This is a genomic window from Streptomyces sp. NPDC050121 (assembly GCF_044460385.1).
In the GTDB taxonomy this organism is placed as follows: domain Bacteria; phylum Actinomycetota; class Actinomycetes; order Streptomycetales; family Streptomycetaceae; genus Streptomyces; species Streptomyces soliscabiei.
In genome coordinates, this window is the sequence record NZ_JBITJV010000030.1 from 1 (window position 1) to 12962 (window position 12962).

Genomic DNA, 12962 nt, shown 5'->3' on the forward strand with positions numbered 1-12962 from the left:
TGCCCTTCCAGGAAAAGGACTTGAGCTGCCGGCCCAGCTTCTCCTGCCCGCCCTTGACGATCACGACGCAGTGGACACCCTGGCCGAGGAGGCAGTCGCCGCGCCCGCGCCGGATGTGCATCGCGCCGCTGGTGACGACGACTCCCGCCAATTCCACAACGGCGTCCAGCAGCAGCTGGAAGCAAGCAATCTCATTCGCCCCCTCCGCCGACGTCCAGCTGGGCCAGGACCCGGCCGCTGGTGTGATCCGGTGCGGCGAGCAGGTGGATCTTGCGGCCCTTCGCTCTGGCCGCGCCGCGCAGGCTTTTGCCGTCCACTGCGAGGCCGCGCAGCCCGGTCGTTTTCGGGCGTCGGCCGGCGAGCCAGCGTCCGACCGCCCGGTCCAGCGCGTCGCCGTCGATGCGGGCCAGCAGCCGCCGGACCGTCGTTTGCGCAGGCAGGAACCGCTTCGGGAACAGCGGGTCGAGGCGTATGCCGAGGCGTTCCAGGATGTGCGGCGGGGCGTCGGCGATCCACTCGCTGACTGCCGGCAAAGAGGTCGCCCCCGCCAGAACCGCGCATGCGCTCAGCGCGAGCACGGCAACCAGCGCGTGCCGTACGCCGCGTGCCTCTCGCGGGCCGGGCACCTCGGCCAGCCGCTCCAACAGAGGCGGGACCTCGCCGGATACGACCTCGCCGATTCTCGCGGAGCCGGCCAAGGGCAGGCGGGACCGGCAACGATGCGTCGGCAGGCACGGTCTTCCACTCGGATCACGGGGCGTAGAGAACTCCATGATCCTGGAAGCCGTGCCGGTCACGTCCCAGGGCACCGCCGAACCGACAGATCACTACGAACCGGGCGTCATGCGACTACGCCGAAGCCCTGGAACCGGGGCGGGGTCAGGTGGGGCTCAGCGATGCGATGCCTGTTCCCACGCACAGGCCGGGGTCCAATGACAGGACGGTGATCGGCTCCCCCGTCTTCACCGCCTGCCAGGCGACCGCCGCCGCGTGCGCCACCGGCCAGCCGACGTCTGCCCAGCCCATCGCGTCCACCGCGTGCGCCGCGGTGAACGGCACGTTCTCCGCGAACCGCAGGGATGCGGCGTGCTTGCCCGCACCGGCAACCTGCCGCCCGCCAGCCAGCACGGACAGCGAAGAAACGACAACCCGGCCGGTGCCGCGCGAGGCCTCGATGTACAGGCCGGTGAAGAAGGGATCTGCGCGGAACAGGGCGCCCAGAGCGGTGTCGTCCAGGACAGCTGTCAGGTTCATGCGGCGGCGGCGCCCTGACGGGCGCGGATCTTCGCCCAGGCGTCCAGGCCGGCCAGGCCGCCCAGGCGTCCTGGCCCGCCTGCTGGACCTGCTGGACCTGCTCGGTGTACTCGATGCCGAGCTCACCGGCAGCCGCGACAGCCCGCTGTTCGCGTTCTGCTGCCGTGAACTCGCGGATGGCGAGTTCTTCCAGCAGCTCGGTGATCGTGGTGCCGCGCTCGTCAGCGAGGACGCGCAACCGGTCACGCACTTCCTCACCGGGTGCAGCTCTTCCCTGGGGAAGAGTCGAGCTGGGCTGGGACGCCGGATCGAGCGGTCGTGTCCTACGTCGTGGTGTAAGGGATCAAGCGTCACGCGTTCCGGTACGAGGCCCCTGACGATCTCCGCAGAGGCAGTGGCCCACGAGGCGCCCTACTGAGGCGAGTTGAATACCCGGTCCGGCGGAGCCACCGTCCCCGACCTGCGGATTCCGGCGGCTTGATCGGCTACACCACCCGGCGGGACGCCATCGATCGAGCGGTATCGGGGTATGGCGAAGAACAGCCGTGCCTGCTGTTCCACGGCGTCGCGTGACCGGACAGCGCCAGCATCGCGTGTCGGTGACGGATTGCGTCAGGCATGGAAGTGCGGAACCGAAGGGGCCGCCATCCGTGGCTTCCCGTGACGGCGACCGTGCAGTCGCCTTGAGTCAGGACCTCGCAAGCACATCAAGCACTGCGTCGCCAGACCAGCGAGACCAGGACAAGTATCGGTCACCGCCGGTTGAGCGACGATGTACTTCTCACCCATTGCCTGGCTTTTCGTGCCGCGTTGACGTCATACCGCCAGGGCGAGGACGACGGGACGTTCTCCGAACTACTACGCCAACGCCCGGATCCCGCGGCGACGGTCACGAACCTTGTCCAGGACCACGGACTGACCTCCTCGACCCTGTCCCAGGCGGGCGAACTCGCTGACAGAGCTGCCGAATCGCGTGACCCGGCCCCGGAAGCGACCGGGCGCGAACACGACGGATTGACGGCAATCACGGAATCCCGCTTCAGCTATGAAGAGCGCACGATCAGCGAGGCCCTCGACGAGGGCATACCCGACACCGACTGGTCCGACAAGGTGTTCGGATTCGGTATGGCATGAACTGGCATGGGGACACGTTTCCCGCCGCGGCGGCGGCCTGGCTCACCGGAATGCCTCCGTAGGAGTGGGCGACCACCACCGGTCCGTCGATCAGCTTCAGCTCGTCCGGGGCCCCCGCCGCCGCACCGCGACCCCATGTCGTGCTGGGGGGCGCGGGAAGCGGGACATCAGGCAAGGCCGCAGGCTGCTCGCCGGCACAGGGCGGGCCGGCAGCCCGGCAGGCGGTGAAGTCCGCCGACGCGGACACGCCGGGATCTTGCCGATCTTGTCGGCCAAACCGGCCTCCGCCGGGCCGCCTTGTCGGATCCGAGGCGGACGGCGGCGACGCTGCGAGGGCACCTGTCTCCGCGCTCTCACGGGGAGGCGGGGTACCCGCTGGAGGCGACCCATTGCCGGGTGAGGCGGACGAAGGCCCGGGCGGCGGCGCTCTGGTAGGAGCCCGAGCGACGGAACAGAGCGACGGTGCGCTCGGGCAGAGGCGGGTCGAGAGGGACGGGGCGCAGATAGGGATGATCGCGGGCGATGGCCTCGGGCAGGACCGAGGCCAAAGGGGTGCGCTGGATTATTTCGGTGACGGCATGGATCGAGTTGGCTTCCACCGCGATGTGCGGTGTGGTGCGGTGCCGGCCGAAGTACGTGTCGATGTGCCCGCGGGTGACGAAGTCGCTGCTGAGGAGGGCCAGAGGGCGCCCCTCCAGTTCGCGCACCGGTAGTGGTCCGGTGCGGCCGGCGTCGGGGTGGTGGCTGCCGACGACGAGGCTGAGGGTTTCGGTGAACAGGTTGCCTGCGGTGATGCCGGGCAGGTGGGAACCGTGAAAGGCGATGCCGAGATCGAGGTCGTCGGCAAGGAGGGCGGACTCGATGCGGTCCTGCGTCATCTCCCTGACGCTCAGGCCGATGTGGGGATGGCGGGCGTGGAGCTGCGCGGCGAGGGGGCCGGTGAGGTAGGCGGTGAAGGTGGGGGTGACCGCCAGACGCAGGCTGCCGCGGGAGAGGTCGGCCACGTCGTGGACGGCGCGTTCGGCGGCGGCGAGTTCCTGCAGCGCGCGACGGGCGTAGTGGACGTAGGTCTCACCGGCGTCGGTGAGTCGTACGGCACGGCCGGTACGGTCCAGCAACTGCGCGCCCATCACGCGTTCCATCTGCCTGATCTGCTGCGACAGGGTGGGCTGGGATATGTGCAGGGCTTCGGCAGCGCGGGTGAAGCTGCCGTGTTCGGCGACGGCGAGCAGATAGCGCAGATGACGCAGTTCGAAGCCCATGAAACCCACTATAGATGCAACCAATAGATTTTATTCCCAGAGCGTCTTGGACTCTATAAACAGAGCTCATGCATGGTGGATCTCGTCAATCTCACACGACTTCGGTACTCGCCAAAAGGAGTGACCATGCAAGACCTCGCCGAGGGAGTCGCACATTTTCAGCGAGGCGTCTTCCCCGCCAGGGCGGCGCGCTTCCGGCACCTCGCCACCACGCACCGGCCCAGCACCTTGTTCATCAGCTGCTCCGACGCGCGTGTCATACCGGAGCTGATCACGCAGAGCGAGCCGGGCGAGCTGTTCGTCATCCGGACGGCCGGAAACCTGGTGCCCGCCCACGCCCCCGGCGCTGACGGGGTGACGGCGAGCATCGAGTACGCCGTCGCCGTCCTGGGCGTGTCCGACATCGTCGTCTGCGGTCATTCAGCCTGTGGCGCGATGACCGCTTTGGCCGACGTCCACGACCTCACCGCGCTGCCGGCCGTCGCCCACTGGCTGCGACACGCGGACGCCTCCCTGGCCCGTGCGGCGCGCGCGGCCAGTGCCGAGCCCGGGGCCGGGGAGGACAAGGTGAGCGTCCTGGTACGGAACAACGTGATCGCCCAGCTGGCGAACCTGGCGACGCACCCCTGCGTCGTCCGGGGCCTGGCGGCGAAGACGCTCACGCTGCGCGGCTGGGTCTACGACATTGCCACCGGCGCGGTCGACCAACTCGGCCCCGGCACGGGCTCATCCGCCGCCCTCGCGGCCTGAGCCGCCCTGCCCCCGTTCTCCAGGCCGCCGTCCGGCGCTCTGGTCCCCCGACCGTTCGAGTCCGCTGTGCCCGCCGCGGTGCGGGCCGGCACGCAGGAAAGGAACACCTCATGGTGCACGCCCAGTTCGACCCCGCTGCTCGCCAGGCTCTGGCCGCCGAAGTCGTCGAGGCCAAGACGCGCAAGGACCTGTCCTGGCAGCAGATCGCCGACGTCAGCGGCCTGTCGGTCGCATTCACCACCGCCGCGCTGTTGGGTCAGCATCCCCTGCCGGAGGCCGCCGCGAGGGCGGTCGCCGAACTGCTGGACCTGGATGAGGAGGCGGCCGTACTGCTGCAGACCATCCCGGTCCGCGGCTCCATCCCCGGCGGCGTCCCGACCGACCCGACGATCTACCGCTTCTACGAGATCGTCCAGGTCTACGGCACCACGCTCAAGGCCCTGATCCACGAGCAGTTCGGCGACGGCATCATCAGCGCGATCAACTTCAAGCTCGACGTGAAGAAGGTCGCCGACCCCGAGGGCGGCGAGCGCGCGGTGATCACCCTGGACGGCAAGTACCTGCCCACCAAGCCCTTCTGACCCAGCCGTCCGCCGTGCCGGCGGCCGCTGCCGATGAGGCGCCCGGGCCGGCACGCCGATTCGCTTCGAGCGACCAGGGCCACCACCACGGGGCCCCCGCCGCCTCCCGCGCCCCCAGCACGACATGGGGTCGCGGTGAGGCGGCGGGGCCTTGCGCTCACTCCGGCCACGGGATCAGTCAGGACGACGGCAGAGCGCCGAGCGTGTGCAGACTGGGCGGTGTCAGCGTCCCGTCAGCGTCTTCCCCGCCCGAATCAGGGCGTCACGCGAGCAGGCCGTGGCGCCGCGCTCGGAGCCTGGCGGCTGCCGCACAGCATCACCGGCCCCGATCAAGCTGTCCTCGCTCTGTGTCCCAACGCCCCGGACCGAGCTGCAAAGGGCCGGGGCGCCCCTACGGACACCGGGCCGTGAGTGAAGGCGACGGCGTGCTCAGGCAGCGGTGACCATGTCTGCGTGAGCGGCCCGCAGCAGGGTGCGGGCGGCGTCCTTGGCGTGACGTGCGGGCTCCGGAGACCCGGAGATGGCCGCTGTGGTCATCGCGCCCTCGGCGAGGAGAACGAACTGGTCGGTCAGCCACGCGGGCGCGTCCGCGGCGGCCACGAGCTCGGCGAGATAGCGCCGGAAGGCATCCTTGTGGGCCTTCGCGATGTCGGCCACGGCCTGGGACGTCGCTCCCAGCTCCCCGAAGGAGTTGATGAAGCCGCAGCCGCGGTAGTCCGGCTCGCCGAACCAGCGGTACAGCCAGTCGAAGACCGCCAGAATCCGCTGCGTAGGCGAGTCGTGGGCATCCACGTACCGAGCCAGATCATGGAGCCACCTCGCGTCCCGCCGCTTCAGGTACGCCTCCACCAGGGTGTCCTTGGAAGGGAAGATCTGGTACAGGCGCTTGAGGGGCACGCCGGAGGCGGTGCGGATCGCATCCATTCCCACCGACTGTATGCCTCGACCGTAGAACAGTTCCTCGGCAGCATCGAGGACCCGCTGCTCAGTCGTTTCGAGCTCCACTTCGATCACCCATTCTCGAAAACGAACTTTCTCTTACGGTAAGGAGCGCGCCAGGCCGCAAGGCACATTCCCGGGCGCGGGCCTGACCGTGTCGCCGAAACGCGGCCAGCCCGGAGCGAGGCCGGGCAGGCCTGCCCTCTGCCCTCAAGCGAGCACAAGGCCCGCCCGGGACGCCCCGGCCGGCGCGTGGCGACGCACACACCGGCGCGGCCCCGTCGGCGATGCCGTTCCTCAAGCGTCTCGGTCCAGTCCGCCAGCAACTCGACGATGCCCACGCCGCGGCCGCGCTCATCATCGGCACCGGCACAGCGAGGGCGGGGCGAGGGCGCCGTGGCGCCGGAGTGCGCACCCTCGACACGCACGGCGCGGCCTTCGAACGTGAGGCTCACGATCATGCCGGCCCGTCCGTGCCGGGCCGCGTTCCCCGCAAGCTCGCCGACGATCAGCAGGACGGAGTCCTGATCCTCCGGGACGACGTCCCACCGGGCCGGCAGGGACGCGGCGAAGCGGCGGGCGGTGTGTACCCAGCGCTCCTCGGCGGGAACGGCGATCACGCCGAACCGGTGCACGCCCGCACGAGCACGGGCCAGCGCCGGGCCACAGGGGCTGTCCGGGGCTGCCCGCCGGACAAGGGCAGCACCATCGGCGGGGGTTTCGCTGCGGTGTGCGAGAGGGTCACGGCAACGCCCATCCGAACTTTCCGAGCCCACATCAAGAGGCTCATGTTCTGCAGCTTCTATGCCCTCGGCCCTGGACCGGGCCGGCGTCAGGGCCGAGGCGACGGCCCTGCGGCACTCGCGGCGGCCGAACCGGCAATCCGTCCGGCCGGCGGTGACAGTGTCGTGAGCCCCCAGCCGAGAACGATCGTTCCATCGATGGAGATCAGCCTATAGAACGATGGTTCTCAGCGGGAGAGGGATGCGTTGAACTGTCGAAATCCGGAGCAACGCCCCACGCTCACCGCAGGTGAGAGGGTCTTCAAGGCCTGCGAGGCAATCCTGAGCCCAAAGCCCTCCAGGTACGCGGCGGCCCCTGCCGCAGGCACAGCCTCACACACGAACGGCCACGCCGTTAATCCGACGTCGGGCCCCGATCCACGGCGCGGGGGCGGGCGGTCAGAGGCCGAGGTCACTCAGGCCCGGGTGGTCGTCGGGGCGGCGCCCGAGGGGCCAGTGGAACTTGCGCTCCGACTCCTTGATGGGGAGGTCGTTGATGCAGGCGTAGCGCAGCCGCATCAGGCCGTTGTCGCCGAACTCCCAGTTCTCGTTGCCGTAGGAGCGGAACCAGTTGTGCGAGTCATCACGGGATTCATAGGCGAAGCGCACGGCGATGCGGTCGCCGTCGAAGGCCCACAGCTCCTTGATGAGCCGGTACTCCAGCTCCCGGTTCCACTTGCGGGCGAGGAAGGAGACGATCTCCTCACGGCCGGCGGCGAACTCCGCGCGGTTCCTCCAGCGCGAGTCCACGGTGTAGGCCGCGGCGACCTTCTGCGGGTCGCGGGTGTTCCAGCCGTCCTCCGCCAGGCGGACCTTCCGGATGGCGCTCTCCCGGGTGAACGGCGGGAACGGAGGGCGTGCTTCGTCAGTCATGTCGCTTCCTTTGAGTCTGTGGGCGGTATCGCCGCCGGCGGGGTGCGGATTCCGCCGGCGCGGGCGCACCATCACGAGAACGAACATTCTCACCGTCAAGCACAACTGTACGAGAACGATGGTTCTCATGCAAGACCGACCGACCACGACCTGGCACCCCCCTGTCGGGTCATCGCGCACAGACGCCTCGGCCGGTGGAGCGCTGCTTCCGGGGCAGGCCACCGTGAACGGGCTCGCGACGAGGGAGTCGGCCTCGTGCCCGGTTGAGGCGGCGGGTGCGTTCCGGGCTTGCTGCGCGGTCGGCGCCGAGTACTTGTGGCGTTCGTCCGGCCGGTCCTGCCTGCCCCGCAGACCCGGGCCGGGTCGGGCAGCACGGCCTGGAGATCATCATGGCCGTGTGCCAGAGCTTCGAGGTGCGCCGCGAGCTGGTGGGCAGGCGAGTCAGGGCCGCCATCGTGCCGGCCGACGACCCCGGCGGAGATCCGGCCGGCCGCCTGCCGTGACACACCCTGGACCGGTTGCGCCTCCAGGCTCAGCATGTGGGACCGTGTCGACGTCCGCGCCGCCCCGCGCGCCCGGCACGATGGTCCTCATGCAGCCGCTGCCGGGCTCTCCTGCAGATGTGTGACCGGCTCTGTTGGGGCTTCTTGAAATTGGCTCTGTCCGCAGTTCCGTGAACGGACATATGGCAGGGAGCGAACGTGCCGCACGTGGCACTCTGGCCGGATGGCAGAGAGCGACCGGGAACGCGTGGTAGAGGGCTGGGTCTGGAACGGGAACGTCCAGCCCTTCTTGGCGCTCTTGGCGCGTTAGAGGCTGTTGTTGTTCCGAATCTGAAGACAGTGTTTTCGCTGGTGAGGCATAGGGCCGGTGATTCGGCGGGAGTGGTGACATGCCGTGTCGTCGCTCCTCGGGAGGCTGCAGATGCCGTCGGTCGTCGGACTGCTGGAACAGCACGAACTCGCCGCTCGCCGTCGAGTCGACGGGCTGTGTGAGGAAGCCGATCGCATCCAGGCCGAACTGGCTGCGGCCGAGAAAGAATGGCAGGAGTGGGCGATCGCCCGCAGGCGGGTGGGCACCGTCCTGGCTCCGGACGGCGGTGACATCGCCGGTCAAGGGGCCGCCCATGGCCCGCAGGACGCAGACGCGCGCCCGGCGTCCGGGCCTGCGGCGAAACCGAAGTCGCAGGTGCCGGTGTGGAGTGAGGGGCTGGCCTGGTCGGTGCTGTCGGTGGACTACCAGCGCATCCTCACAGCGCTCGCGGACCGGCACCGGCTCCACCAAGGGCCCTTGACCTGCCAGGAGTTGGCCGTGATGTTCGGTCTTGACGCGGTGCCGGCCAAGGTGGAGACGCTGCGGTCGAAAGCGAAGCGCTTGGTCGCGCGGGGCTGGCTGGCCGAGCGGCAGCCGGGCCGGTTCACCCTCGCTGCGGGTGTGGCCGGGCAAGGCGGCGTGTCATGAGCAGAGTCATCGACCAGTAGACCATCGCCTCGGCGCTGGCGGTGCGGCGTTCGAAGTCGCGCACCAGACGGCGGGTGCGCATCAGGTGGGCGAAGAACCGCTCGACGATCCACCGCTTGGGCAGCACCACGAAGCCGCGCACGTTGTCGCTGCGTTTCACGATCGCCAGGACGAGTGCGAGCGTGGTGAGGCAGTGGGCGACGAGGCCGCCGGTGTAGCCGCCGTCGGCCCAGACCAGTTCCAGCCGGTGGCAGACGTCGGCGACCTGACCGAGCAGCTCCTGGGCGGCGATGCGGTCGCCCGTGTCCGCGGCGGTGACCATCACGCCCAGCAGCAGGCCGAGCGTGTCGACCACGACGTGCCGCCTGCGGCCATTGATGAGTTTGCCGCCGTCGAAGCCCCGGCTGTCCGCGCCGACCACGGCGTCCGCCTTGACCGACTGCGAGTCGATCACACCGGCCGTCGGTGCCGCGTCGCGGCCCAGCGTCTTACGGACCTGTCCGCGCAGCCGGTCGTGGAACTCCTTGACCAGGCCGTGGTCGCGCCAGCGGCGGAAGAAGGCGTAAACCCGGTCCCACGGCGGGAAGCCGACCGGCATACCGCGCCACTTGATTCCGTTGTCGACGAGGTAGCGGATCGCGTCCAACATCGCGCGGTGGCAGTACGCCTCCGGCTGCCCGCCCCGCCCGCGCAGCCAGCCGGGCACCGGCAACAGCGGCCGGACCTGACTCCACTCCGTGTCCGTCATGTCCGACGGATACCGCCGAACACGTTCCGGATGATCGGCTGCGTTTCCGAACCGGTGGGCGACACAATCACACGACGGAGACGCCGAGTTGAACTCCACCGGCGCGAGCACGTACAACTGCGGCAACAGGGTCTCCTGGATCTCGGTTGGCTTCGCAACCCCGAGCCACCAAGAGGCCCTGCCTTCATGCCCGCGACCAGCTGCGATCACCCGATCGAGACTCCCGTTCGACGCCCACCCCTCAAGATCGGAACGACAACAGCTACTTACGCCAGCTATGACTTCGATGGCACCGACTGGCAGGTGGTCGAACTCGGCCTTGAGGCCACCGATGATGAGCACCCGGATCGCTGGTACAACTATCCACTCGTCGGATCGGGCCATCACCTCGAAGTGCACCTTGCCAAGGCCGTGGGTGGCGATGAGGTCTCTGTCCGCGTGGCGGGAACTTCCAACCCTGAGTTGCTGCTGAGGGCGGACACCGCTGATAGCGGCCTTTGCCACCAGGCTCGTCGCATGAGGCGAGTGAGGTTCCCCTCCTACTGTGGAGACCGTGACCGGAGGGATAGTTGGGGGTCATGGCATCCAGGAAGCGCATCTACGACGCTGAGTTCCGCGAGGGGGCGGTACGGATCGTGACGGAGACCGGGAAGCCGATTCCGGAAGTGGCTGAGGACCTGGGTATTCATCCGGGGACCCTGCACAGCTGGGTGTCGCGAGCGAGGCGCAACGGGTCGCCGTCGTCGGACCGGCCGGTGGCCGAGCCATCGCCCGGCGGTCGGCTTCGGGAGAGCGAGCGTGCTGAGCTGGAGCGGCTGCGGGCCGAGACCAGGGAGAAGGACAAGCGCATCCGCGAGCTGGAGATGGAGCGTGATGTGTGCAAGCGATTCGTGGCCTTGTGGGTGAAGTAGCTGACGCTGACCCGGCCGTCGCGGTCGGGGTGATCAGCAACTGCAAGGCCGAGCAGAAGATTCCGTACCGCACCGCCTGCCGGGCGCTGGGGGTGTCGGAGTCGTGGTTTTACAAGTGGCGGGATCGTCCGCCGACCGCGCGTGAGGTGCGCAGGCAGCAGCTGGCCGAGGAGATCGAGGAGATCTTCCACGGCTCGGGCGGCACCTACGGCTCGCCGAAGGTGTTCATCGAGCTGGTACGCAGAGACTGGCGGGTATCGGTGAACACGGTCGCAAAGGTCATGGTCGAGCTCGGGCTGGCCGGACGTAAGATCCGCAGGCGCCGGTCGCTGACGAGGCCGGGCAAGCGGCCGGCCACCCCGGACTTCGTGCGCCGGGACTTCACCGCCGAGGAACCCGATCTTGTCTGGGCGGGCGATCTCACCGAGATCGAAACAGGCGAGGGCAAGCTGTACTTGGCGACGGTCATCGACCTGTTCTCCCGCCGGCTGCTCGGCTACGCGATGGCCGCCCGGCATGACGCCGACCTGGTGGTCGCGTCCCTGAACATGGCCGCGGCCACCCGCGGCGGCGACGTGCGCGGCGTGATCATGCATACGGACAGGGGAAGCGAGTACTGCTCGCGGCGGTTCAAGCGGGCCTGTCGCAAGCTCGGCGTCGTGCAGTCCATGGGCAGAGTTGGATCTTGTTTCGACAACGCCGTGAGCGAGGCGTTCAACAGCGTCCTCAAAGTGGAGTACGTGCACCGGCATGCCTTCCGCACCCGCACCGAGGCCCGGATCAAGATCGCCACCTGGATCACCGACTTCTACAACACCAGGCGTCTACACAGCGTATGTGGGTTCAAGAGCCCGATCGACTACGAACGTGACCACCGGGCCACCCTCGCCGAGGGGCTGGCCGCATAGACCGTCTCCACGCTGCGAGGGGATTGACATAGTGCCGGATGTAGCGGTCCGGGTAGTTGTGCGAGCGGAACGACGACCAGGACGGGTCGGCGAGCCCGGCCGTCTTGTGGAAGGTGGCGTCCTGGGCGAACTTCACGGTGCCGTCGTTGGCGTCCAGTCGCAGCTGGAAGTAGGCGTGCCGCAGGTAGCGGGTCGGGTCGGTGACGGACTGGAAGGAGACGCCGGAGGAGTCGGCCAGCCCCGGCACCACCTTCCATTGCGAGTCGGTGTAGGGGTCGAAGGGGTACGGGTCGATGCGGCCGATGGAGTCGACCTGCCGCCAGTATCTGTCCGGGAAGTTGTAGGACTTCAGCCGGTTCCAGGCCGGCTTGCCCCACCGAGCGACCATGTTGTCGTACACCGTCTGCGGGATCGGCTTGATGTCGGCGTGCTTGGAGTTCAGCGGCTGGGTGTAGACGCGCCGGTCGGTGGCGGTCCAGGTGCCGGTGGAGAGATCGCTGGTCTGCCAGGTGTAGAACAGCGCGTTGGCGTCGCCCCACAGGTACCACGTGCCGGCGGCCTGGGCGAGGATCGGGCCCTCGATGCCTCCCTGGGGCGCCAGGCCCGAGGTGAACTGGGTGAAGCTGCCGGGGTTGAGCGAGGTGGACTTCGCACCCGTGAGGCTGTTGTGGCCCTTGTAGTACAGGTAGTTGACGCCGTTCACGTCCTTGGCCAGGGTGCCGTCGATGACGTCGTAGCCGGGGTCGAAGAAGACCTGCGGCGACGTCACGGTCTGGAAGTCCGTGGTGTAGTTCACCATGATCACGTTGTGGCCGCTGCTGTTCACGGCCGAGTAGATGATGGCGTACTGGCCGCGGGAGGCGTCCCAGAAGGCGTCGGGCGCCCAGGTGTGGGTGGCCATGTCGTGCAGTTTCAGCAGGCGGTAGTTGTCGAAGGAGCGCAGGTCGGCGGAGTCCCAGAGGTGGATGTACGGGCTCTTCTTGGTCCAGTCGGTGCCCTTCAGGTTGGTCGCCATGACGACGTAGGTGCCGTCCTGCTTGGGCAGGATGACGGGGTCGCGCAGACCGCCGTCGCCCGCGGTCGGGGTCACGACGGGGTTGTTCTGGTTCAGCGGCATCCACTGCAGTGCGTCGGTGCTGACGGCGAGGTGCAGGCCGTAGTCCGTACCGAGGTTTGCCGGTGACTGGGTGAAGTAGGCCATGACGAACGGGGAGGTCGTCGCGGCGCTCGCGGACTGGCTGCCGAGGGTCAGCGCGCCGGTGGTGGACAGCGGCACTGCCGCGGCCATGCCGAGGAACAGCCGGCGCGACGGGAGGGGGGTTGCGCTCATCTGGTGCCTCCGGGCGTAGGAAGGTGCGG

Annotated in this window: 14 protein-coding genes and 1 pseudogene; 7 read left to right on the top strand and 8 right to left on the bottom strand. The window is 68.7% G+C overall.

The features are described 5' to 3' along the window. Window positions 1-191: 191 nt before the first annotated feature. A complete protein-coding gene (locus ACIBTS_RS34670; protein ID WP_399324666.1) occupies window positions 192-698 on the bottom strand; it encodes a transposase family protein in 507 nt (168 codons plus the stop codon). Between the two features lie 181 nt (window positions 699-879). After that, entirely contained in the window at window positions 880-1254 is a 375-nt protein-coding gene (locus ACIBTS_RS34675) for a hypothetical protein (protein WP_399324667.1), read from the bottom strand. Window positions 1255-2016: 762 nt separating this feature from the next. Here ACIBTS_RS34675 and ACIBTS_RS34680 point away from each other — a divergent pair. After that, a complete protein-coding gene (locus ACIBTS_RS34680) occupies window positions 2017-2388 on the top strand; it encodes a hemerythrin domain-containing protein (protein ID WP_399324668.1) in 372 nt (123 codons plus the stop codon). A 353-nt stretch (window positions 2389-2741) separates the two neighbouring features. Here ACIBTS_RS34680 and cynR read toward each other — a convergent pair whose 3' ends face one another. Further along, window positions 2742-3650 carry a transcriptional regulator CynR gene (gene cynR / locus ACIBTS_RS34685; RefSeq protein WP_399324669.1) on the bottom strand — a complete coding sequence of 303 codons (909 nt, stop codon included), beginning with the start codon at window positions 3648-3650 and terminating at the stop codon, window positions 2742-2744. Between the two features lie 126 nt (window positions 3651-3776). On the opposite strand from cynR, the gene ACIBTS_RS34690 reads away from it, so the two are divergent. Together ACIBTS_RS34690 and cynS are read left to right on the top strand one after the other, a co-directional pair. Next, window positions 3777-4400: a carbonic anhydrase gene (locus ACIBTS_RS34690; protein WP_399324670.1), complete on the top strand. Its 624-nt coding sequence runs from the start codon at window positions 3777-3779 to the stop codon at window positions 4398-4400. Between the two features lie 110 nt (window positions 4401-4510). Continuing rightward, window positions 4511-4981, top strand: coding sequence for a cyanase (gene cynS, locus ACIBTS_RS34695; RefSeq protein WP_399324671.1), 471 nt, complete (start codon window positions 4511-4513; stop codon window positions 4979-4981). Between the two features lie 429 nt (window positions 4982-5410). On the opposite strand, the gene ACIBTS_RS34700 is transcribed toward cynS, so the two are convergent. From ACIBTS_RS34700 to ACIBTS_RS34710, 3 genes are all read right to left on the bottom strand, one after another. Beyond that, window positions 5411-5986, bottom strand: coding sequence for a TetR/AcrR family transcriptional regulator (locus ACIBTS_RS34700; RefSeq protein WP_399324672.1), 576 nt, complete (start codon window positions 5984-5986; stop codon window positions 5411-5413). 5 nt (window positions 5987-5991) lie between these two features. Then, window positions 5992-6696, bottom strand: coding sequence for an ATP-binding protein (locus ACIBTS_RS34705; protein ID WP_399324673.1), 705 nt, complete (start codon window positions 6694-6696; stop codon window positions 5992-5994). A 405-nt stretch (window positions 6697-7101) separates the two neighbouring features. Continuing rightward, a complete protein-coding gene (locus ACIBTS_RS34710; protein WP_399324674.1) occupies window positions 7102-7575 on the bottom strand; it encodes a DUF1348 family protein in 474 nt (157 codons plus the stop codon). Window positions 7576-7919: 344 nt separating this feature from the next. Between ACIBTS_RS34710 and ACIBTS_RS34715 the strand changes: the two are divergent. Both ACIBTS_RS34715 and ACIBTS_RS34720 read left to right on the top strand, forming a co-directional pair. Then, a pseudogene (locus ACIBTS_RS34715) lies at window positions 7920-8078 on the top strand (ATP-binding protein); the annotation flags it as partial. 421 nt (window positions 8079-8499) lie between these two features. Next, window positions 8500-9036 (top strand): hypothetical protein, encoded by a 537-nt coding sequence (locus tag ACIBTS_RS34720; protein WP_399324675.1) that lies wholly within the window; start codon window positions 8500-8502, stop codon window positions 9034-9036. Here ACIBTS_RS34720 and ACIBTS_RS34725 read toward each other — a convergent pair. Next, window positions 8993-9784, bottom strand: a complete 792-nt coding sequence (locus tag ACIBTS_RS34725; RefSeq protein WP_399324676.1) for an IS5 family transposase — start codon at window positions 9782-9784, stop codon at window positions 8993-8995. The genes ACIBTS_RS34720 and ACIBTS_RS34725 overlap by 44 nt on opposite strands. A gap of 578 nt (window positions 9785-10362) precedes the next feature. Here ACIBTS_RS34725 and ACIBTS_RS34730 point away from each other — a divergent pair. Further along, on the top strand, window positions 10363-10695 hold the full coding sequence (locus ACIBTS_RS34730; protein ID WP_399324677.1) for a transposase: 333 nt from the start codon (window positions 10363-10365) through the stop codon (window positions 10693-10695). After that, complete coding sequence (locus ACIBTS_RS34735) at window positions 10683-11603, top strand: IS3 family transposase (RefSeq protein WP_399324678.1); 921 nt, start codon at window positions 10683-10685, stop codon at window positions 11601-11603. The genes ACIBTS_RS34730 and ACIBTS_RS34735 overlap by 13 nt, the downstream gene beginning before the upstream one ends. Here the strand turns inward: ACIBTS_RS34735 and ACIBTS_RS34740 are convergent. Beyond that, a complete protein-coding gene (locus tag ACIBTS_RS34740) occupies window positions 11539-12933 on the bottom strand; it encodes a glycoside hydrolase family 43 protein (RefSeq protein WP_399324679.1) in 1395 nt (464 codons plus the stop codon). The two genes, ACIBTS_RS34735 and ACIBTS_RS34740, sit on opposite strands and share 65 nt — an antisense overlap. Between the last annotated feature and the right edge of the window lie 29 nt (window positions 12934-12962).

What these genes read in the sequence shown, in the direction of transcription:
- ACIBTS_RS34675 (WP_399324667.1), bottom strand. Translation starts at nt 1,254, where the DNA reads ATGAACCTGACAGCTGTCCTGGACGACACCGCTCTGGGCGCCCTGTTC.
- cynR (WP_399324669.1), bottom strand. Translation starts at nt 3,650, where the DNA reads ATGGGCTTCGAACTGCGTCATCTGCGCTATCTGCTCGCCGTCGCCGAA.
- ACIBTS_RS34690 (WP_399324670.1), top strand. Translation starts at nt 3,777, where the DNA reads ATGCAAGACCTCGCCGAGGGAGTCGCACATTTTCAGCGAGGCGTCTTC.
- cynS (WP_399324671.1), top strand. Translation starts at nt 4,511, where the DNA reads ATGGTGCACGCCCAGTTCGACCCCGCTGCTCGCCAGGCTCTGGCCGCC.
- ACIBTS_RS34710 (WP_399324674.1), bottom strand. Translation starts at nt 7,575, where the DNA reads ATGACTGACGAAGCACGCCCTCCGTTCCCGCCGTTCACCCGGGAGAGC.
- ACIBTS_RS34720 (WP_399324675.1), top strand. Translation starts at nt 8,500, where the DNA reads ATGCCGTCGGTCGTCGGACTGCTGGAACAGCACGAACTCGCCGCTCGC.
- ACIBTS_RS34725 (WP_399324676.1), bottom strand. Translation starts at nt 9,784, where the DNA reads ATGACGGACACGGAGTGGAGTCAGGTCCGGCCGCTGTTGCCGGTGCCC.
- ACIBTS_RS34730 (WP_399324677.1), top strand. Translation starts at nt 10,363, where the DNA reads ATGGCATCCAGGAAGCGCATCTACGACGCTGAGTTCCGCGAGGGGGCG.
- ACIBTS_RS34740 (WP_399324679.1), bottom strand. Translation starts at nt 12,933, where the DNA reads ATGAGCGCAACCCCCCTCCCGTCGCGCCGGCTGTTCCTCGGCATGGCC.